The organism is Streptomyces sp. NPDC051987, from assembly GCF_040680735.1.
GTDB lineage: Bacteria > Actinomycetota > Actinomycetes > Streptomycetales > Streptomycetaceae > Streptomyces.
Window position 1 is genome coordinate 36,833 of record NZ_JBFAXI010000042.1, and the last position, 20,189, is coordinate 57,021.

Annotated in this window: 16 protein-coding genes and 1 pseudogene; 13 read left to right on the top strand and 4 right to left on the bottom strand. The window is 70.0% G+C overall.

Going from position 1 to position 20,189, the window contains the following annotated elements; genetic code table 11:
* Nucleotides 1-397: 397 nt before the first annotated feature.
* Nucleotides 398-1,339, top strand: coding sequence for a helix-turn-helix domain-containing protein (locus AB0M11_RS22880; protein WP_365708277.1), 942 nt, complete (start codon nucleotides 398-400; stop codon nucleotides 1,337-1,339).
* Nucleotides 1,340-1,578: 239 nt separating this feature from the next.
* A complete protein-coding gene (locus AB0M11_RS22885) occupies nucleotides 1,579-1,863 on the top strand; it encodes a LuxR C-terminal-related transcriptional regulator (RefSeq protein WP_365708279.1) in 285 nt (94 codons plus the stop codon).
* Between the two features lie 120 nt (nucleotides 1,864-1,983).
* On the opposite strand, the gene ispG is transcribed toward AB0M11_RS22885, so the two are convergent.
* From ispG to ispH, 3 genes are all read right to left on the bottom strand, one after another.
* On the bottom strand, nucleotides 1,984-3,105 hold the full coding sequence (gene ispG / locus AB0M11_RS22890; RefSeq protein WP_365708323.1) for a flavodoxin-dependent (E)-4-hydroxy-3-methylbut-2-enyl-diphosphate synthase: 1,122 nt from the start codon (nucleotides 3,103-3,105) through the stop codon (nucleotides 1,984-1,986).
* Between the two features lie 17 nt (nucleotides 3,106-3,122).
* Nucleotides 3,123-4,946, bottom strand: coding sequence for a 1-deoxy-D-xylulose-5-phosphate synthase (locus AB0M11_RS22895; protein WP_365708282.1), 1,824 nt, complete (start codon nucleotides 4,944-4,946; stop codon nucleotides 3,123-3,125).
* 128 nt (nucleotides 4,947-5,074) lie between these two features.
* Nucleotides 5,075-6,025, bottom strand: coding sequence for a 4-hydroxy-3-methylbut-2-enyl diphosphate reductase (gene ispH / locus AB0M11_RS22900; protein WP_365708284.1), 951 nt, complete (start codon nucleotides 6,023-6,025; stop codon nucleotides 5,075-5,077).
* A gap of 467 nt (nucleotides 6,026-6,492) precedes the next feature.
* Here ispH and AB0M11_RS22905 point away from each other — a divergent pair, with 467 nt between their 5' ends.
* Both AB0M11_RS22905 and AB0M11_RS22910 read left to right on the top strand, forming a co-directional pair.
* The gene (locus AB0M11_RS22905) at nucleotides 6,493-7,404 is read left to right on the top strand and encodes a methyltransferase domain-containing protein (protein WP_365708286.1); all 912 of its coding nucleotides are present in this window, start codon (nucleotides 6,493-6,495) and stop codon (nucleotides 7,402-7,404) included.
* A gap of 212 nt (nucleotides 7,405-7,616) precedes the next feature.
* Complete coding sequence (locus tag AB0M11_RS22910) at nucleotides 7,617-8,447, top strand: methyltransferase domain-containing protein (RefSeq protein WP_365708288.1); 831 nt, start codon at nucleotides 7,617-7,619, stop codon at nucleotides 8,445-8,447.
* A gap of 321 nt (nucleotides 8,448-8,768) precedes the next feature.
* Here the strand turns inward: AB0M11_RS22910 and AB0M11_RS22915 are convergent, their stop codons facing one another.
* A complete protein-coding gene (locus AB0M11_RS22915) occupies nucleotides 8,769-10,064 on the bottom strand; it encodes a cytochrome P450 (RefSeq protein ID WP_365708290.1) in 1,296 nt (431 codons plus the stop codon).
* Between the two features lie 504 nt (nucleotides 10,065-10,568).
* Between AB0M11_RS22915 and AB0M11_RS22920 the strand changes: the two genes are divergently transcribed.
* The 9 genes and pseudogenes from AB0M11_RS22920 to AB0M11_RS22960 all read left to right on the top strand — a co-directional run.
* Complete coding sequence (locus AB0M11_RS22920) at nucleotides 10,569-11,057, top strand: polyprenyl synthetase family protein (protein ID WP_365708292.1); 489 nt, start codon at nucleotides 10,569-10,571, stop codon at nucleotides 11,055-11,057.
* Complete coding sequence (locus AB0M11_RS22925) at nucleotides 11,054-12,226, top strand: cytochrome P450 (protein WP_365708295.1); 1,173 nt, start codon at nucleotides 11,054-11,056, stop codon at nucleotides 12,224-12,226. Before AB0M11_RS22920 ends, AB0M11_RS22925 begins: the two co-directional genes overlap by 4 nt.
* A 79-nt stretch (nucleotides 12,227-12,305) precedes the next feature.
* Nucleotides 12,306-13,133 carry a 4-hydroxybenzoate octaprenyltransferase gene (locus tag AB0M11_RS22930; RefSeq protein ID WP_365708297.1) on the top strand — a complete coding sequence of 276 codons (828 nt, stop codon included), beginning with the start codon at nucleotides 12,306-12,308 and terminating at the stop codon, nucleotides 13,131-13,133.
* A complete protein-coding gene (locus tag AB0M11_RS22935; protein WP_365708299.1) occupies nucleotides 13,130-13,960 on the top strand; it encodes an arylamine N-acetyltransferase in 831 nt (276 codons plus the stop codon). Before AB0M11_RS22930 ends, AB0M11_RS22935 begins: the two co-directional genes overlap by 4 nt.
* On the top strand, nucleotides 13,960-16,116 hold the full coding sequence (pabB, locus tag AB0M11_RS22940; protein WP_365708301.1) for an aminodeoxychorismate synthase component I: 2,157 nt from the start codon (nucleotides 13,960-13,962) through the stop codon (nucleotides 16,114-16,116). The genes AB0M11_RS22935 and pabB overlap by 1 nt, the downstream gene beginning before the upstream one ends.
* A gap of 20 nt (nucleotides 16,117-16,136) precedes the next feature.
* Nucleotides 16,137-16,952 carry an aminotransferase class IV gene (locus AB0M11_RS22945; protein WP_365708303.1) on the top strand — a complete coding sequence of 272 codons (816 nt, stop codon included), beginning with the start codon at nucleotides 16,137-16,139 and terminating at the stop codon, nucleotides 16,950-16,952.
* 13 nt (nucleotides 16,953-16,965) lie between these two features.
* On the top strand, nucleotides 16,966-17,895 hold the full coding sequence (locus tag AB0M11_RS22950; RefSeq protein ID WP_365708305.1) for a diiron oxygenase: 930 nt from the start codon (nucleotides 16,966-16,968) through the stop codon (nucleotides 17,893-17,895).
* 40 nt (nucleotides 17,896-17,935) lie between these two features.
* Nucleotides 17,936-19,327 carry a 3-deoxy-7-phosphoheptulonate synthase class II gene (locus AB0M11_RS22955; RefSeq protein WP_365708307.1) on the top strand — a complete coding sequence of 464 codons (1,392 nt, stop codon included), beginning with the start codon at nucleotides 17,936-17,938 and terminating at the stop codon, nucleotides 19,325-19,327.
* 335 nt (nucleotides 19,328-19,662) lie between these two features.
* Nucleotides 19,663-20,188, top strand: a pseudogene (locus AB0M11_RS22960) (HAMP domain-containing protein); the annotation flags it as partial.
* Nucleotide 20,189: the final 1 nt, after the last annotated feature.

Genomic DNA, 20,189 nt, shown 5'->3' on the forward strand with positions numbered 1-20,189 from the left:
CGGTCGGGGCGATTTCCCGCATGCTCCGACGTGCCCTCGTAGACATGGACGGAGAGTTCCATGCCGGAACCCCACGCTACTCCGACGCGAAACTTTCCTTCAGTGTTACTGCCGATGACCCCGGTCGATCCTGGCATGGTCGGATCGATGCGCACTTCCCGGCCGAAAGCCCGGCTGATCCATGCACTGCGCATGGACTAGGAACGCCGCCTTCATAACCTGCGGCTCGGCCGGGACAACGTGTGAATGGTACCGGAAAATTAAGCGGCCGGCTACCTGATCCAGGGCGAATGAAGGACGCTGCTCCCGCCGGCTTCGGCGGTGTCCGTCGAACGCGTCAGACGGGGGCTCGTGGCGCAAAGCACCATCTAGAAAGTTGAGATGTCACATGGTCGAAATGACAGGCAGGTCGTTATTTTCGGTCGAGGCGATCCACTCGGCACCGGACGAGGACACGGTCGCGGACTTCAGAGCGAAGGTGCGGGCGGCAGGGCAGGAGTGGACCGGCAAGGGGCCGGACGACCTGGTGGAGCTGCTGTCCCAGGCGGCGGCGGGCGATCCGAGGCTGGCCGCCATCGTGCGTGCCGGGGGTGGCCTGCTGCACGACTTCCTCGACGGATACCGGCAGAAGGCCACCGCGGACGTTTCGCGTGATCTGGCGGGCGACCTGGCCGACGGCCATCCGCTGCCCGCGGACATCGTCGAAGGGCTCACCCCTCGGTACCTGATCGCCGTGGTGCGGCTTGCGGAGCCCGGTCGACAGATGGCCGCGTTGCGCGCCGCGGCGGGAGAGGACGCACTGCTCACGCACCGGGACGGCAACGTGGTGCTCTTCGTCCCGGCAGCGGGTCCGCGCGACGGCGAAGAGTGGGTGACGAGGCTGACCCGGTGCCTGGGCGGCAAGGGCTGGCTCGCGACCGCGGAGCGGGACAGGGCGCGCCTCGTCGACGGGCTCGGCGAGGCGTGCCACGTACTGAGGCTGGTGGTGGCGGGACTGCGCCCGAGCGGTGCCTACACGATCTCGGACGTCCTGGTCGAGTACGCGGTCACGCTGAACGAGGAGGTGCGGACCGACCTGGCCGCGATGATCAGGCCGCTCCGTGCACACAAGGTCCTGTGGGAGACGTTGACCGCCTTCGTCGACTCCGACTACAGCAAGAACAAGACGGCCCGCAGCCTGTTCATCCACCGCAGCACGCTGGACTACCGCCTCAGGCGGATCGAATGCGTCACCGGCTGGGACCCGAACAGCGGCAGGGGGGCGCAGACACTGACGGCGGCGATGATCGCCGAAGCGTTGGACTCTCCTCCCCAGGGTCGGACGAGCGGAAACCCGTGATCCCCGTTCCGCAGCACACGGACCGACGCCGTTCCCCGGAATGCGCCAATGCAAACCACACCAGAATTCCGCAAAATTTGGAGAGAATTCCGAGGCGGGCGGAAACCGGCTGGATGGAACGGTCTGACAGTGACAAGGAGTGAGGCGTCTACCTAGGATCTCGTCCCAGTACTTCGCGCTCTGCATTTGCCCGGCTACGGTCCTGGCGCCGCCGGGCAGTACCGAATGGGATGGGTGCCATGCACAGTGATCAGAACGGCTTCGATGCATTCAGGCCAGGTGGTGGCTGGATACTGAGCTCGGTTCAGGCCAGGGTCCTGGAGGGTGTCGCGGCCGGCTTCTCCAGCGGGAGACTCTCGAAAGAGTTGCACCTCAGCTCGAAGACCATCGATTACCACGTCCGCGTCATGTCCGAAAAGCTACAGGCACCGAATCGTGTCGCGCTGGTGTCGAGGGCGTTCGTCCTCCAGATCCTGCGGACGGATGCGTGGCCCCCGCGCATTGCGGGCGAGATCGCGGATTGACGCCCGACGGAGCTCGACATCGCAGTCCGCCCGTGTACGGGTGAATCAGATGTCGAGTCATGTTTCCCGGCTGTCCACTTCCTTTCGCCCTCCGCGAGGGCGGAGCGAACCCGCCGTCGCTCAGGCCTCGACATCCACGCCCATCTCCTCGGCGATGCGCGCGGCCTCGGCCACGAGGGTCTCCACGATCTGTGACTCCGGAACCGTGCGGATCACCTCGCCCTTGACGAAGATCTGGCCCTTGCCATTGCCGGCCGCGACACCGATGTCGGCCTCGCGCGCCTCGCCGGGCCCGTTGACGACACAGCCCATCACCGCCACCCGCAACGGCACCGGAAACCCTTCGAGGGCCGCGGTGACCCGCTCGGCGAGGGTGTGCACATCGACCTGGGCCCGGCCGCAGGACGGACAGGACACGATGTCCAGTCCCCTCGGCCGCAACCCGAGCGACTGCAGGATCTGCGCGCCGACCTTGACCTCCTCGACCGGTGGTGCGGAGAGCGAGACACGGATGGTGTCGCCGATGCCCTCCGCGAGCAGCGCGCCGAACGCGACCGCGGACTTGACCGTGCCCTGGAACCGGGGACCCGCCTCGGTCACGCCGAGGTGCAGCGGGTAGTCGCACCGGCCCGCGAGCCTGCGGTACGCCTCGAACATCACCACGGGGTCGTGGTGCTTCACCGAGATCTTCAGGTCGGTGTAGCCGTGTTCCTCGAACAACGAGCACTCCCACAACGCCGACTCCACCAGCGCCTCCGGCGTGACGCCGCCGTGCTTGCGCAGCAACCGCTGGTCCAGGGACCCGGCGTTCACCCCGATCCGGATCGGGACGCCCGCGTCCCCGGCCGCGCGGGCGATCGCGCCGACCTGGTCGTCGAACTGACGGATGTTGCCGGGGTTGACCCGCACCGCGGCGCAGCCGGCGTCGATCGCCGCGAACACGTACTTCGGCTGGAAGTGGATGTCGGCGATCACCGGTATGCCGGACTTGCGGGCGATCGCCGGCAGCGCCGCCGCGTCGTCCGCCGATGGCACGGCGACCCGCACGATCTCGCAGCCCGCCGCGGTCAGCTCGGCGATCTGCTGCAGGGTGGCGTCGACATCGGCGGTGGACGTGGTGGTCATCGACTGCACCGACACCGGCGCGGTGCCGCCGACCGGCACCGCGCCCACCATGATCTGGCGGGAGGACCGGCGTGTGGCCACCGAGAGCGCGGCCTCGTCCCTGCGCGGTGAGGGCATTCCCAGGTCGACGGTCGTCACACTTCCTCCCCGGAGTGAACCGGCCAGGTACCGGAGTCGTCCAGGCCCGGCGACGCCGGTACCGCGTCGAGCCCGGCCAGCAGTTCCACCACGACCCTGGTGATGTCCTGCGCGGTCAGCCCGCAGGCGGCGAGCACCTCGGCCCTGGAGCCGTGGCTCAGGAACCGCCTCGGGATGCCGAACTCGCGCAGCGGAGTGCGCACATCGGCGTCCCGTAGCGTCTGAGCGATGGCGGAACCGACGCCCCCCGCGCGGCTGTTGTCCTCGACCGTGATCGCGAGCCGGTGACGGCGGGCCAGGTCGGCCAGCGCCGGGTTGACCGGGGTGACCCATCTCGGGTCGACCACCGTCACCCCGATACCCCGTGCCCGGGCACTGTCGGCGACGCTGAGCGCGAGTCCGGCCAGCGCGCCCACCGCGACGATCAGCACGTCCAGCGAGCCGGAACGACGCAGCACGTCCAGGCCGTTGAAGGTGGCGACGGCGGGGAGGTCCGCACCGGCGGGGCCCTTGGGGAACCGCAGCAGGGTCGGGCCCTCGTCCCACGCCACCGCCTCGGCCAGCAGCTCGGCCAGCCGGGTGCCGTCCCGCGGCGCCGCGATCCGCAGTCCCGGCACCACTTGCAGCACCGACAGGTCCCACATGCCGTTGTGGCTCGGCCCGTCGTCGCCGGTCACCCCGGAGCGGTCCAGGACGAACGTCACCGGCCGGCGGTGCAGCGCGACGTCCATGAGTAGCTGGTCGAACGCACGGTTCACGAACGTGGAGTAGATCGCCACGACCGGGTGCACGCCGCCCATGGACAGACCGGCGGCCATCGTCACCGCGTGCTGTTCGGCGATGCCGACGTCGATCACCCGGTCCGGAAACCTGCGCTGCACCGGCAGGAGCCCGGTCGGCTCGGTCATCGCGGCCGTGATCGCCACCAGATCGTCGCGCTGCTCGGCCAGTTCGGCCAGCGTCTCGCCGAACACCGACGTGAACGACGCGGGCGACGCCCGCAACGGCCGTCCGGTGTGCGGGTCCATCGGTCTGACGGCGTGGCCGAGGTCGAGCTCGTTCGCCTCGGTGTGCCGGTATCCCCGGCCCTTGGCGGTGATCACATGCACCACCACCGGGCCGCCCAGCGCGAGCGCGCGACGCAGGGAGTCCTGGACCGCGAGGAGGTCGTGACCATCGACGGGGCCGAGGTAGCCGAGCCCGAGTTGTTCGAACACGCCCGGCCCTCGCCCGGCGCGCAGGTCGGCCAGGTGCTCGGCCAGCCCGCCGACCGTAGGAGCGTAGGAGCGTTGGTTGTCGTTGAGCACGATGACGAGCGGCCTCTTCGGCCCGCCCGCGATGTTGTTGAGCGCCTCCCAGGCCATGCCGCCGGTCATCGCGCCGTCGCCGATGATCGCGACGGTCGCCCGGTCACGTCGGCCGAGGTGGGCGTCCGCCCTTGCCAGTCCGTCCGCGTAGGACAGCGCGGTGGAGGCGTGCGAGTTCTCCACCAGGTCGTGCTCGGACTCCTCCCGGCTCGGGTAGCCGGAGACTCCGCCCGGCTTGCGCAGGCGGTCGAATCCCGCCTGTCGGCCCGTCAGGATCTTGTGTACGTAGGACTGGTGCCCGGTGTCCCACACCAACCGGTCCCGTGGGGACTCGAACACCGTGTGCAGGGCGATGGTCAGCTCGACCACACCCAGGTTGGGTCCGAGGTGCCCCCCGGTCGCGGAGACCCGCTCGATCAGGAACGCGCGGATCTCCGCGGCGAGGTCCCGGAGCTCCCCGGCGGTCAGCTCACGCAGCCGCGCAGGGCCGCGCACGGTTTCCAGCAGCGCCATGTCGAACAGGTCTCCTCACCGGGTTCGGTAGGCGGCCTCGGCCGCTCTCTCCGTCAGTTCGGGCCTACTGCCCGGCGTGAGGCCGGACCGGCCGACGGCCGCGTGCGCCGCCTGACGCCCGCGGGGACTCACGGCGCGTCCGTCGCTCCGGTCAGCCGCGTGGGTGGGGAGAACACGATGTCCTCGGTCGCCACCCGTGACACGGACGTGTCCGCGTACCCCAGTTCGGCGAGCCGGTCGAGCAACTCGTCGACGAGGACCTCCGGCGCGCTCGCCCCGGCGCTCACACCGACCGTGCTCACGCCGGCCAGCCACGCGGGGTCGAAGTGGGTCACGTCCGGCACCAGTTCGGCCCTGCCGCCGAGCCTGCGCGCCACCTCGACCATCCGGATCGAGTTGCTGGAGTTGGTCGAACCGACCACCAGCACCAGGTCGCACCGGTCCACGATGGCCCTGATGCCGTCCTGGCGGTTCTGGCTGGCGTAACAGATGTCGTCGGTGGCGGGCCCGCGCAGATCGGTGAACCTGCGCTGGAGCACGGCGATGACGTCCTTCGTCTCGTCCACCGAGAGCGTGGTCTGGGTGAGGTAGGCGACCGGTGCGTCCGGGGGCAGGTCCAGTGCCTCAGCGTCGGCGACCGTCTCGACGACGACCGTCTGTTCGGGAGCGTGCCCGTAGGTGCCCTCGACCTCTTCGTGGTCGGCGTGTCCGATCAGCAGCAACGTCCGCCCGTCGCGGGCGAACCGGCGGGCCTCCTGGTGCACCTTGGCCACCAGCGGGCAGGTCGCGTCGAGCACGTCCAGACCCCGTGCGTCCGCGTTCTGCCGTACCTGAGGGGAGACACCGTGGGCGGAGAAGACACACACCGCGCCCTCCGGCACCTCCTGCTCGGAGTCGACGAACCGGACGCCCCGGCGCTGGAACTCGCGCACCACGTAGTGGTTGTGCACGATCTCCTTGCGGACGTAGACCGGGGCGCCGTGCTGTTCCAGCGCGAGGTCGATGATGGCTATCGCCCGGCGCACCCCGGCGCACAGACTCCGCGGCTCGGCCAGCAGCACCTGCTTACCGCCACTCATTCCCACTCCGTTCCGTGCCGTGACGTCCGCGTCGGAACGCCTGGCTCGCGTTGCTGAACAGGGCATACGCGCCGGTCAGCGGAAACCGGGTCCTTCTCGGGAAGACTTGTCCGCCGTTGGGGGCCGGCTTAATCGCCGGACTCGAATTCGGCCTCGGTGCCGCCCGGCGGCCACCGCTCCGCAGAGCAGTCTAATCCAGACCTCGCACCGTGTTCTTTGGGGTTTTTCCCAAAGTCGAAGACGCTCGCACCGCGTCGTTGACACGACCAGGGCCGCCCTCCAGGATGGAGTCCGATGGCTGCCACCTAATTCCGAGGGCGACTCAACAATTCGGGTCGTGAGGGCGGCTCTGCATTCCGCGTCGCATTCGAAACGCGTGTATTCGCCGACATCACGGCGAGCGCAGCGGGACATCGAAGCAGGCCATTCACCAACGTCGTCGGCATCCGGGCTCTGGAGGAGCGACCGTGTCACATCTGGATGAACTTGCAACCTCGCCTCGAACAGTGCCGGAGCCTCAGGACGAGGTGAAAATAGTCGGCCAGTACTACGACGACAAAACGGCCAGGCTTGTTCGCAAATACGGGCCTGGACCCCGGATTCACTACCATGTAGGACACTACCCGTCCTCCCGAACACCCCTGGACGTCGACGACGCGACGCCGGATGCCATTCGTCGCAGCATCCGGCTGCATCAGGAGGGCCTGCTGCGGTACGCCGCCAAGATCTGGGGTGCTGAACACCGGCTGTCCGGGCGAATCCTGGACGTCGGCTGCGGCCTCGGCGGGGGGTCGCTCTTCTGGGCGCAGGAATACGGCGCCGATGTAACGGCGGTCACCAACGCGCCGGAGCACGCGCCGATCGTCGAGGGTTTCGCGCGGGAGTGCGGTGTGGACGGGCGGGTCCGGGCACTGGTCTGCGACGCGATGCACCTCCCCCTGGACGACGGCCCGTACGACGCGGCCGTGGCCATCGAGAGCAGCGGTTACTTCGACCGTCCGCAGTGGTTCGAGCGGCTGGCGCGCGTGATTCGCCCGGGTGGGAGCGTGTGCATCGAGGAAGTGTTCCTCACCCGCCCGCACGGGGCCGATGTGTGGGCCGAGTACTTCTACACGAAACCGGCCACCGTCCGCGACTACGCGGAAGCCGCGCAGGCCGCGGGTTTCACGTTGGTCGACGACGTCGACGCCACGTCGGAGACCGCGCCGTTCTGGGAGGAGAGCACCGCCTGGACGAAGGCGGTGCTGGACACCGACAGCAGCCTTTCCGCGGTCGAGCGCCGGCAACTGCGGATATCCCTGATGGCGAACCAGGCGCTCGGCGCCGAATGGGGAGCCGGGGGCCTGCGGCTGGGCTTCCTGCGCTTCGAGTTGAAGTGAACGAAGAGCCTGACGGCTCGCACGGGCCGGTCAGTGGACCAGCAGGCGCTCGGCTGGCGTTGCCCAGCCGGGCGCGGTGGGTTTCCGACCGCCTTTTTCGACAGGGCTGCCGGATGTCCCCGGGCGGTCGACCGGGACTCTGGCGCGCCCACCGCCGGCACGGCCGGACCACCGCCGGCTTCCGCCCTCCTCACCATGACACGGAGTTCCCCATGACGCTCAAGCAGTCTCCCGCTCCCAGCGACGTCCGCACCGTGTACGACGGGTTCGGTCGGATCTACGGTTCCGTGTGGGGCCGCAACATCCACTACGGCTACTGGGAGAACGACGCCGACGACAGCTCCGTCGAGGTGGCCACCGACCGCCTGACCGACCTGATGATCTCGGGTCTCGCCGCGCGGCCCGGCCAGCGGGTCCTGGACATCGGCTGCGGCGTCGGCCATCCCGCGCGGCGGCTCGTCCGCGCCTGTGACGTGGACGTGGTGGGCATCACCGTCAGCCACATCCAGGTGGCGGAGGCCACGGAGCTCACGGCCGAGGCCGGGCTCGCCGACCGGGCCACGTTCCAGTTCGCGGACGCGATGGACCTGCCCTTCCCCGCCGGCTCGTTCGACGCGGCCTGGGCGTTCGAGTCGATGTGGCACATGCCCGACCGCGGACAGGTGCTCTCCGAAGCCGCTCGCGTCCTGCGCCCCGGCGGCCGCCTCGCCGTCGCCGACGTCATCCAGCGCGACCCGGTCAGCCCCGAGGGGCGCGTGGTCCTGGACCACATCTGCGAGAACTACGCGGTGCGATCGCTGGGCACCGTGGACGAGTACCGGGCGGCGCTGGCCGACAACGGTTTCGTCGACGTGGAGATCCGTGACATCACCGACAACGTCATCCGCACGCTCAGCCTCATGGCCGATGCCTTCGAGACCGTCCGCGACAAGCTGGCTGATCTGGTCGGTGCGGCGAAGGCCGACTCGCTCATCGACTTCGTGCGCAGGTTCGGGTCCATCCCGGAGAGCGGCTACCTCTTCCTGACCGCGGTCCGCGCATGACCGTGTGCGTCGTTCCCCGTTCCTCCTTCTGACGCTCCCGGGCGCCCTCGAACTCCTCTCCAGGCTGCCGGCCGCCGACCGCGGCCGGCAGCCTGCTCGACGTGGGCGCCGGGCTCGGAACCGACCGGGGGACAGGAGCCGACCGGGAGACACCGGCATCGCGGGGGGGCAACGTCCATGACGGTGCCGCGCCGGACGGACGGCCGACAAGCCGGAACGGCCCGCCAGTCGAACTGGCGGGCCGTCACCGACGCCGGGTCCGACCGGCGTCCTTGCTGTGGCGTCCAGGCTGGTCGCCGGCGGTGCCGTCGGAGCAGCGGCTCAGGTGAGCTCCGCGGGGGTCCGCGTGTCGCCCAGACGTTCCGACGGCCGCCCGGACGGCCGTCCCTGCTGCCTGACCCGCAGCTCGCTCAACGCCCGAAGCGGAAACACCGGCCGGTGACGTGGCGGCTCTCCTGGCGCCAGAGTCAGCCCCGGCATCCTGTCGGCGACGGCCTGGATCGCGACCTCCAGTTCCAGGCGCGCGAACCCGGCTCCGAGGCAGAAATGGATGCCGTGCCCGAACGCGAGATGCGCGGACGACCCGCTGCCCGGACTGAACCCGGCCGGACACGCGTGGGCACGGCTGTCCCGGCCGGCCGCTCCGTACAACAGAAGCAGTCGGCTCCCCGCGGGCAGGGGGACGTCGCCGACCACCACGTCATGGAGCGCGGTCCGGTACATGCCCGCCAGAGGACTGTCGAACCGCAGTCCCTCCTCGACGAGGTCCCGGGTGGCGATCTTCCCGTCGGCCACCGCGGCCCAGCCGCCGGGTGACCGAAGCTGCTGGTAGACGATCGTGCCGAGCGCCTCCGCACAGGTCATGTGCCCCGCGAAGATCAGCGTGGGGACCTGGACGGCGACGTCGTCGGCGGTGAGCGTGTTGCCCGCCCTGCCGTCATGGAGCAGTTCACTGATCAGGTCGTCCTGCGGTGCGGCGAGCCGTTCCTGCACCAGCGACCGGGCGAACGCACCGAACTCCATCAGGCCACGTGCGTACTCACGCAGCCAGTCAGGATCGGTGTAGCCCTGCAGCATCATGAGTTCGATGCGTTGCTCGGACCACGTACGGCAGCGCTCGACGTACTCGTCCGGGATCCCGAGGCGCCGGCAGATCACCTCCAGGGAGTACGGAACGGCGAACTCCGTGATGAAGTCGAACTCCGCGGGGCCCGCGGACTCCGCGGTCCGCTCGGCGAGTTCCGTGGCGATCGCACGGACCGTGGGTTCGAACGCCCTGACCCTGGCGGGGGTGAACCCGACATTGAGCACGTCCCTGATCCTGGCGTGCTCGGGGGGGTCGAGCGAGCCGACGGCCAGGGCGCCGGCACCGCGCCAGGTCCGGAGCATCCGACTCACGTCCTCGGGCAACTCCACCGAGGAGCGGGGGTTGTGGTCGCGCGCCGAGAAGTTCCGGTCGTCCCGCAGCACGGCGACCATGTCCTCGCGCCGGGTGACGCACCACGCGTCGAGCAGGGGCGCGTAGAACACCGGCTCCGTCTCCACGACGTCGGCCAGAAATGAATACGGGTCGTCGCGGTGTACGCCGTACGGATCGAACGGCCTGCCTTCATGCAATTGCCCAGAATCGACTGACACAGGCATTCCGCCTCTCAAGCCTTCAGTGAAAAAATTCCCGGCGACGATCGGTCGCGGTGTGTGATGTCCGCGCACCCGATCACCGGCGACGTCCCCCCGGCGCGGGCAAACAGGCGGGTCCTGGCAGCATGCGCCGTGGCCTCCGGTACCTCTCGCTGCACTCATTCCCGGTCCGCCGTCGGGCGCCGGCCTAATGGGCGGACTCGAATTCGGCCTCGGTGCCGCACGGCGGCCACCGCTCCGCAGGGCAGTCTAATCCAGACCTTGCGCCGTGTTCTTTGGGGTTTTTCCTAAAGTCGAGGACGCTCACGCTGCGTCGTTGACACGGGAGGAGGGGTCGTTCAGGATGGCGGTCGGAACGCTCAGGAGAATTCAGTTGAGCGCCATATCCAGCACGTGATTTCCAGTGGTGCATTTCGCGAGCCCCATGCGCGTCGGTTCTGACCAGTAATCGGGAAGGCGTGCGACCGGAGGAAAATCTCGATGAGCGCACTCGACACCTCGTCGACCGGGGTTCCTGCCTCCCTGTCGCCGAAGACGGTGCGGGCCACGGTATGGCCCGTCATACGGCAGCAGGCTTCCGCACCGGAGCCCACCCCGGCCCGGATGTGCTCCGGCCACCTCGGCCTCACCGACGCACACGGCGCCTCCAGCGGTGCCCCGGGCGGCAATCTGAGCCGCTCCGCCCTCACGACGGCGGCGGCCGACGGAGTCGGCCTGCGGCCTGGGGGCGTGCGGTGGCAGGCGGCGGCACGGGAGCCGCTGCACAACTCGACCCTGATCCACGACGACATCATCGACGCGGACGAGTCGCGTCGCGGCCGCCCGGCCGCCCGGAAGGTGTTCGGCGTCGGTCCGGCCGTCCTGGCCGCTCCGCGCGGCGCAGTCCGGCACCCGGGCCTCGCTTTTCTCACCGAGCGGGCGCCTCGGCACGGTGGTCCGAACCTCGATTCCGGCGGAGGCCGTCAGTGAGTACCCCGGTCCAACTCCCTTTCGGTCAGACGAACGTGCTGCAACTCGCGCCGGGGCTGCGCGCTCTCCAGTCCCGGGGCGCGGTCCATCGGGTGCGCACCGCCGAGGGCGACGAGGCATGGCTGGTCACCGCTCACACCTGGGTGCGGCAGCTGCTCGACGACGACCGGCTCAGCCGCACGAACCCCGATCCGCAGGCAGCGGCGAAGGACAGCGGATCGGCGCTGCTCGCCGGCCTGCTGGGCGACTTCGCCACCGACCACGCCCGGTTGCGTGCGCTGCTGGAGCCGCACTTCGCACCCGAGCGGATGCTGGCACTGCGGCCCTACGTCGAGAAACTGACCGGGCAGCTCCTGGACACCATGGCCGGCCGTAAGCCACCGGTGGACCTGCGTCAGTCCGTGGCCCTGTCGCTGCCGATCCAGGTGATGTGCGAGTGGCTGGGCGTACCCCAGGAGGACAAGGACACGTTCGGCGGCTGGACCCAGGACGCCGCCAACGTCGGGGACCCGGCCAGGTCGAAACAGGGGCTGGGTGAGCTGTTCGGCTACTGCAGGCGGCTCGTCGCCGACAAGCGCCGTGATCCGGGCGATGACGTGATCTCCAGGATCTGCGCGACCGAGGGGATCGGGGACAACGAGGTCCTCGGACTGACGGCCCTGCTGCTGTTCGGCGGTTACGAGACGACGGTGGCCCGGATCGGTGCCTGTGTGTCGCTGTTGCTGGCCCACCCCGAACAGTGGCAGGCGCTGGTGGACGACCCGAGTCTCGTTCCGGACGCGGTCGAGGAGACCCTTCGGATGTCGATGCCGAACCCGCACAACGGTGGGATGCCCCGTTACGCGCTGACGGATTTCGAGATCGACGGGACCACCGTCCGGACGGGCGACCTGGTGCTGCTGAACATCATCGCGGCCAACCACGACGAGACGGCCTTCAGCGACGCGGGCCGGATCGATGTCACCCGCGACACCACGGACAGCCTCGTGTTCGGACACGGCGCGTACCACTGCGTCGGCGCCACGCTGGCCCGGATGCAGCTCCAGGTGGTGCTCGGCCAACTCGTCGCGCGCTTCCCCTCGCTGCGACTGGCTGTCGGTGTCGAGGAGTTGCGTCTGCGCCACAACACGCTGATCGGCGGGTTGGTCCACCTTCCGGTGACTTGGTGATCGGATCCTGATGCTGCACAAGATATCCTCAGACGTCGTCACGAAGAGCCCGAACTCGGTCCGGGCCTACCTCCTGTTGATGCGACTGGACAGGCCCACGGGGTACGTGCTCTACCTGCTCCCCGGGCTGTGGGCCGCCGTCCTCGCCTCCGGTCGGCGACCGGACCTCCTGGCGGTGGTGGTTCTCGCCGTCGCGGCGGTGCTGGTGCGCGGTGCGGCCTGCGCGGTCAACGACGCGGTGGACAGGGACGTCGACGCCCGAGTCGCCCGCACCGTGTCGCGCCCGGTCGCGTCGGGGACGATCAGCGTGGGGAACGCACTTCTGTTCGCCGCCGCGCAGGGCGCGGTCGCGCTGCTGGTCCTGGCGATGGTGAACGTCCAGACGGTCCTGGTCGCCGCGGCCTCGTACCCGTTGATCGTCGCCTACCCCTTCATGAAGCGCATCTTCTTCTGGCCCTCGGCGTTCCTGGCGCTCGTCATGAGCGTGTATGTGCTGATCGGCTGGACGGCGGCGACCGGGAGCCTCGACTACCCGCCGGCGGTGTACGGCCTGTACGCCTGCGGGGCCTTCTGGACCCTGATCCACGACGCGATCTACTCCCATCAGGACAAGGAGTACGACCGGGACATCGGCGTCAAGTCCTCCGCTCTGCTGTTCGGCAGGGCCACCAAGGCATGGCTGGCGGTGTTCGGCGTGCTCAGCGTCGGCGGCGTGTGGTGGGCCGGTTCCCGGATGTCGATGGGGTGGGCGTTCTACCTGATCGTCGTGATCGCGGGAATCCTCCTTGGCCGGCTGCTCGTCCGCGTGGACCTGGATGATCCGAAGTCGTGCTGGGACACCTTCGTCGCCAACACCTACTACGGCTGGCTCCTTCTCGCGGCCGTGCTGGCAGGGCAGTTCACATGACAGATTCGATGTGGCAGGGCGGCGGCGTCGACCTGGACGCCTACCTGAGCCGTGTGGGGTATAAGGGCGACGTGGCTGCGGACCTCGCCACGCTGCGGGGCCTGCACGCGGCCCACGTCGACGCGATCGCCTTCGACAACCTCGACGCGCTGCTGGGGCGTCCGACGGTGCCGCTGGACCTGGACAGCGTCCAGGAGAAGATCGTGCGGCAGGGCCGCGGCGGCTGGTGCCTGGAACAGGTCGTCCTGATGGCAGCGGTGCTGGACCGGATCGGGTTCACGTTCTCGGCGTTCGCGGGAAGGACCCGGATCCGCACCGGGAACAGATTCGGTCCCGCGCTCCACGTCGCCCTGCGCGTGACGCTCGACGACGGACACTGGCTGTTCGACGTGAGTTTCGGCGCGTACGGACCGCACGCCCCCATCCGCCTCGCCGAGAACGCGCGCCTGGAGGGCGACTGGCCCTTCGACCTGGTACGGGAACCGACCGGGGAACACGTGCTGCGGTTCCTGCGGCCTGAAGGCCCGGCGGAGCTCTACGGTTTCACCACCGACGCCCGCTATCCGTCGGACTTCGAACTCCTCAACCACTTCTGCCTCACGCATCCGCGCTCGCCGTTCAACCACCGGATGGTCCTCCAGCGCACGCAGCCCGACGTGAGGCACCTCCTCGCCGGCAGCACGCTCACGGAGATCCGTCCCGCGGAGCCGGTGACCATCAGGGAACTCGACAAGGACGAACTGCTCTCCGCACCCGAGGAGATCTTCGGGATCACCCTGGAACCGGCCGACGTCCAAGCGCTCTCGAAGATCCTGGACGGTCCGTGATGCGTACCCTGCTGCTGGACAACTACGACTCGTACACCTTCAACCTGTACCAGTTGATCGCCGGCATCAACGGCCGGGAGCCGGTCGTGATGGTCAACGACGACCCGGCACTGCCGAGCCTGCGGCTGGAGGACTTCGACAACATCGTCGTCTCACCCGGCCCCGGACGACCGCAGAACCCCCGCGACGTCGGCCTCCTCGGCGATCTGCTGGGCCGCACCACCCTGCCCGTTCTGGGCGTCTGCTTCGGCCACCAGCTGATCGCGCACCTGGCCGGAGCGTCGGTGGTGGCAGCGCCCGAACCGCGACACGGCCACCTCGCCAAGGTCACCCACGAGGGAGATCCGCTGTTCGTCGGGGTTCCGCGGGAGTTCGTCGCGGTCCGCTACCACTCGCTGTGTGTGCAGGAACCCCTGCCCGAGGAACTCGTCGCCACCGCGTGGGCGGACGACGGTGTGCTCATGGCGCTGCGGCATCGCGAACTGCCGCAGTGGGGCGTGCAGTTCCACCCCGAGTCGATCGCCTCCCAGCACGGGCGTGAGATCCTGCAGAACTTCGCCGGCCTGACCCGCCGGACACGGCAGGCGAACCGACCGTCCGTCACCGTCATGGGCGCCGGCACGGACACCGTCGCCGATCCCGTCACCGTCACCGACACCGACACCGACACCGACACCGCAGTGTCCGACGACACGCGCGGCGCGGCCGAGGGGCTGCGGGTCATCAGCACGGTCGTGCCGACCGCCGCCGACTCCGAAGCCGTCTTCCTCGAACTCTTCGACAACGTCCCGTACTGCTTCTGGCTGGACAGCAGCCGGGTGGAGAAAGGCCTGTCGCGGTTCTCGTTCCTCGGCGACACCTCGGGTCCGCTCAGTGAGGTCCTGACCTACCGCACCGGCAGCGGAGCCGTCGAAGTACGCGATGCGAGCGGCGTCCGCATTCTCACCGGCAGCGTGTTCGACGTCCTGGACCAGCGGCTGCGCGAACGGCGCGTCCCCGACACGGACCTGCCCTTCGACCTGACCGGCGGCTACGTCGGCTACTTCGGCTACGAACTCAAGGCCGAGTGCGGGTCCACGGCCCGCCACACCGCCGAATCGCCGGACGCCGTCTGGATGTTCGCCGATCGCGTCGTCGCCGTCGACCACCAGGAGGGACTGACCTATCTGGTGGCTGTCCACGACGAGCGGACCCGGCGCGACGCCCAGGAATGGATGGACCGGACGTACGCGCTCCTGACGGCCCTGAACCCGGCCGACGCCGAACCGCCGGACGACCCGGCCGGGGACCCACCCTCGAACGCCGAGGAACACCTCGGCCGCGACCGGAACCAGTACCTCGCGGACATCGCGGAGTGCCGACGGCAGCTGAGCCAGGGCGAGAGCTACGAGATCTGCCTGACCAACAAAATGCACCTGCCGTTCCCCGACGACGACACGTCCTTCTACCTGCGGCTGCGCCGGGCGAACCCCGCGCCGTACGCCGCGCTCCTGCGCCTCGGCGACGTCACGGTCTTCAGCTCCTCGCCGGAGCGGTTCCTGCGCATCGAGCGGGACCGCACGGTCACCAGCAAGCCGATCAAGGGCACCGCCCCTCGCGACGCCGACCCCGAGCGCGACGCCGAACTGGCCGCCACCCTCGCCTCCAGCGCCAAGACACAGGCCGAGAACCTGATGATCGTCGACCTGCTGCGCAACGACCTGGGCCGGGTGTGCGAGGTGGGCAGCATCGAGGTCGACCCGTACCTGGCCGTCGAGAGCTACGAGACCGTGCACCAACTGGTCTCCACGGTGCGCGGACGGCTCGCCGACGGGGTGAGCGCGCTGGACTGCGCCCGGCAGTGCTTCCCGGGCGGCTCGATGACCGGAGCGCCGAAACTGCGCACCATGGAGATCATCGACGGCCTGGAGACGGAGGCCAGGGGTGTCTACTCCGGCGCCCTCGGCTACTTCGGCCTCTCCGGCGGCACCGACCTGAACATCGTGATCCGCACCGCGGTCCGCGTCGGTGACCGGCTGAGCATCGGAGCCGGCGGAGCGATCGTGCTCGATTCCGACCCGCACGACGAGTACGAGGAGATGCTGCTCAAGGCCGCGGCGTCGCTCCGCGCCTGGCGTGCGCCGACGGTGTCGTACACGGGCGGCTCCCCGAGATGAACGCAGAGACGAAGACCGCGATGGGCACAGCGACAGGCCAGGGCGTCCGCCGGTGGTGGGACGCCGAGGGCGGCTGGTCGCCTGCCGACGCCGCCGGGACGGTGCTGGTCGCAGACTCCTGGCTGGTGGGCGAGGGTCGGGTACGGGGACTCGACCGGCACGCCGGACGCTTCGGTTCGGCCTGTGGCCGCCACTTCGGACGGGCGGCGGACGACACGAACCGGTTCCTGCGGGCGGTCGCCGCGTCCCTGCCCGCCCGAGGCCGATGGTTCCCCCGCGTCGAACTCGTGGCGACGGGGCCGGGAACGCGGCTGCGGATGTGGCTGCGTCCCGCGCCGGCGCGCACCGCCACCGTGCGGCTGTGGACCGCGGCGGGACCCGACCGACGGCGGCTGCCGGCCGTCAAGGGCGCCGACCTGGACCACCTGGCCGCCCTGCGCGCCGCCGCGGTCGCGGCCGGAGCCGACGAGGCGCTGCTGGTCTCGGCGGAAGGCCACGTGCTCGAAGGGTCGACCACGAGCGTCGTCTGGTGGCGCGACGACACTCTGTGCGGCCCACCACCGGGCCCCGGCCTGCTTCCCGGGGTCACCCGCGCCCTGCTCGGCGAACTCGCCCGCACGGCAGGGCACCGGGTCGTCACCGAACAGGCCACCGCAGCGGATCTCGCCGGCCTGCCCGTCTGGACACTGAACGCCCTGCACGGCATCCGGCCGGTCACCGAGGGGCTGGGCCGGTTCCGGGACACGGACACCGTGGCGGCCGAGCGGTGGAACGCGCGCCTGGCCGCACTCGCCGTTCCGGCGGGCGCCGCCCTGATTCCCGTGGCGAACCCATGAGGGAGGTCTCCCGATGACCGCGGCACATGAAGAGCCCGCCTACGAACGCGACCTGCTGGTGCAGCTGACGCGCCGCTGGGGGAAGCGGGTGGCCGTCAAGAAGGACGAACTCGACCTCGACGGTCACTTCGACCCGGCGCTGCCGGACTTCCCCGAACACCTGGTTCCCGTACTGTTCCTGCCCGGTGCCGACCGGCTCGACCGGGACGCTCGCGAACGCATCCTGTCGGCGGCGTGGATCTCCTACAACGCCAAGACCGCGGCCATCGAGGACGAGATCATCCTGCCGGCCTGCCGGCTGATGCTTAAGGAACGGATCCCCGTCCGCCGCGACGACGTCGCCGTCGACGCCCTGCACCAGACGATCATCGATGAGCACTACCACATCCTGATGTGCCACAACGCGGTCGGCGTCACCCGCAGGCGGCGTGACATGGCGGACCTGCGCTTCGCGCCGGACGTCTGGTCGGTCGTCCAGGGACGGGACGCGGTGCGCGCCGGGCTGTCCGGGTTCGACCGCGACCTCGTCGACATCGCGTTCTCCCTGGCCGCGGAGACGACGATCAGCGGGTTCCTCTCCGCACTCGCCACAGCCCAGGAGATCCAGCCGATGAACCGGATCACCACCGATCTGCACCGGCGGGACGAGGGCGGACACGCCGTGGTGTTCCGCGAGCTGTGCGGCTCGCTCTACCGGAACCTGGACAGCGCACAGCAGCGGATGTTCCGCGAGGCACTCGTCGCCGGACTGACGGCGTTCCGCTCCGCGGACCTGGAACCCTGGGTGACCGTGGCGCACCAGGGCGGCCTGGAGATCGACACCGGTCAGCTGGGCGAGTGGGCCGCGTCCCGCCCGGTACCCGCGCGGGACACCGGGCCGTTGCAGCTGCTGCTCGACGACCTGGGCATCAGCCACGACCTCGTCGAGACGGTACGGCGCTGACGGCCCCGCGCCGCCCAGCCAGGAGAAGCGGACGGAGACCATGGTGACCCGCACCGGCGAAGCCGCCGCGCACTGGCGGACACTCGTCGCCCACCAGCGGCCGGAGTGGCCGAGCCAGGCCGAGCTCGGTGACGTGGTGGGTCACCTCACCGACCGGCTCCCGTTGGTCACGCCGCCAGAGTGCGACCTGCTCACCGCACGACTCGCCCAGGTGGCAGAAGGCAGAGCGTTCCTGTTCCAGGGGGGCGACTGCGCCGAGCGCTTCGACCGCCTGTCGGCGCGGGCGGTCCACGGCACACTGCGCCTCCTCCAGCAGACGGCCGTGATCCTGTCGTACGCGTCGGCGGTCCCGGTGGTCACGGTGGGCCGGATCGCCGGACAGTACGCGAAGCCCCGGTCCCGGCCGACCGAGACCGTCGACGGGTGCACGCTCCCGGTCTACCGCGGCGACGCGGTGAACGGCATGGGCTTCAGCCAGGCCGAACGACGGCCGGACCCGGCCCGGCTCCTTCGGATGTACGACGCGTCGCGCCACACCCTGGACCTCATGCGCGCCTACCCCCGCGAGGGCACCGACCCGCACCTTCTGCACCAGGAGATCCAGGACTTCGTCTCCCGCTCGCCCGCCGGTCAACGCCACGGCGAACTGGCCGGCCGCATCGGACAGGCGCTGTCCTCGACGCACGCGCGGGACGGTGAACCACCCATCGCGGAGTGGTTCGCCAGCCATGAGGGACTGCTCCTCGACTACGAGGCAGCGCTGACCCGCCACCACCCGGATTCCGGCCGACGGTACGCGGGGAGCGGTCACATGCTGTGGATCGGCGACCGTACCAGACAGCTCGACGGCGCCCACGTCGCCTACTTCGCCACCATCGACAACCCGATCGCGGTCAAGCTGGGCCCCGGCGGCCGGCCGGCGCAGGCACTGGCCCTGATCGACCGCCTCGACCCAAAACGGCGGCCGGGCCGGCTGACGTTCATCGTCCGCATGGGAGCGCACCGTGTACGGGACCTGCTGCCGGAGCTCGTCGAGAAGGTCACCGCATCCGGCGCGCCCGTGGTGTGGGTGTGCGATCCGATGCACGGCAACACCTTCGAGGCGCCCAGCGGACGCAAGACCAGGCGGTTCGACGACATCCTCGCCGAGATCGCCGGCTTCTTCGAGGTGCACCGGGCCCTGGGCACCCACGCCGGCGGCCTGCACGTGGAGCTGACCGGCGAGGACGTGACCGAGTGCGTGGGCGGCGGCGCCGGCCTGGGCTTCGACGACCTGCACCGCAGGTACGAGTCGGCGTGCGATCCGCGCCTCAACGGCGACCAGGCCCTCGACCTGGCCTTCCGGGTCGCCGAACTGCTCACCCCAGGAGCGTCCGGCGCCGTGCCGCCGGACGCAGCGGTGACTGCCGCGGCACCGAGCGGAGGTCAGTGACCGCTTCCCCGCCGTGACACCGTCCGTCGCGCGGCCGCCGGGCAGCGGTCCTGGGCCAGGGCGCACGACTCGCCCGAAGCAGCCCTGACGGGCCTCGCGGCGATGGGGAAACATCGGTTCCGGGCAGGTGTGTCCGCTCCCGCATGCTCCGCGCACATATGTGTCCGTGGGGACGCATCCACCGCAGGGCTGATCCGGGAAGGAAGAGCGAGGGTTCGGGCCGACGTGCCCGTTCGAGCGCCCGCCCACGTGAGGGACAAGGGAGGCGGCGCGCTCCCGGGTCCCTGCGTGGCGGTGCAGGGGCCCGGTCCGACGACCCGCGTGGCCCAGGCCCTGTGGTCACACGGTCGCGGGGTCCGTGGCGGGCGAGGCGGTTCGCGCTCAACGCGGTGGTGCCGGGAAGCGCCACAGCGCTGCTGCTGTGGGCGCCGGTGACCGTCTCCGTGCCGGTGGTGCTGACCGAGGCGGTCATCCTCGTGGCCGGTCTCGCCGTCATGCTGGTCGCCAACGCGGCCCTGCTGCGGATCGGACCGGACCCGCTCGACCGGCTCACCCGGCTGATGGCCACCGTGGACCTGCTGCGGCCCGGCCAGCGGCTGCCGGAAAGGGGCCGCGGTCAGATGGCCGAGCTGATCCGCACCTTCAACGCCATGCTCGAACGGCTCGAGCACGAACGGGCCACCAGCAGTGCCCGCGCCCTGCTGGCACAGGAAGCGGAACGGCGCCGCATCGCCCAGGAACTGCACGACGAGGTCTCTGGTGCGCCGGCTACGGCCGGGCGCGCTGGAGGACCTCGGTCTGGTCAGCGCCCTGACCAACACCGCCCGCCTTGCCGAGGCCGACCGGGTCGAAGTGAGCCTGC

Coding starts and splice junctions, on each gene's coding strand:
- AB0M11_RS22880 (WP_365708277.1), top strand. CDS start 398: ATGACAGGCAGGTCGTTATTTTCGGTCGAGGCGATCCACTCGGCACCG.
- ispG (WP_365708323.1), bottom strand. CDS start 3,105: ATGCCCTCACCGCGCAGGGACGAGGCCGCGCTCTCGGTGGCCACACGC.
- AB0M11_RS22885 (WP_365708279.1), top strand. CDS start 1,579: ATGCACAGTGATCAGAACGGCTTCGATGCATTCAGGCCAGGTGGTGGC.
- AB0M11_RS22920 (WP_365708292.1), top strand. CDS start 10,569: ATGAGCGCACTCGACACCTCGTCGACCGGGGTTCCTGCCTCCCTGTCG.
- AB0M11_RS22895 (WP_365708282.1), bottom strand. CDS start 4,946: ATGGCGCTGCTGGAAACCGTGCGCGGCCCTGCGCGGCTGCGTGAGCTG.
- pabB (WP_365708301.1), top strand. CDS start 13,960: ATGCGTACCCTGCTGCTGGACAACTACGACTCGTACACCTTCAACCTG.
- AB0M11_RS22935 (WP_365708299.1), top strand. CDS start 13,130: ATGACAGATTCGATGTGGCAGGGCGGCGGCGTCGACCTGGACGCCTAC.
- AB0M11_RS22930 (WP_365708297.1), top strand. CDS start 12,306: ATGCGACTGGACAGGCCCACGGGGTACGTGCTCTACCTGCTCCCCGGG.
- AB0M11_RS22955 (WP_365708307.1), top strand. CDS start 17,936: ATGGTGACCCGCACCGGCGAAGCCGCCGCGCACTGGCGGACACTCGTC.
- AB0M11_RS22945 (WP_365708303.1), top strand. CDS start 16,137: ATGGGCACAGCGACAGGCCAGGGCGTCCGCCGGTGGTGGGACGCCGAG.
- AB0M11_RS22910 (WP_365708288.1), top strand. CDS start 7,617: ATGACGCTCAAGCAGTCTCCCGCTCCCAGCGACGTCCGCACCGTGTAC.
- ispH (WP_365708284.1), bottom strand. CDS start 6,025: ATGAGTGGCGGTAAGCAGGTGCTGCTGGCCGAGCCGCGGAGTCTGTGC.
- AB0M11_RS22950 (WP_365708305.1), top strand. CDS start 16,966: ATGACCGCGGCACATGAAGAGCCCGCCTACGAACGCGACCTGCTGGTG.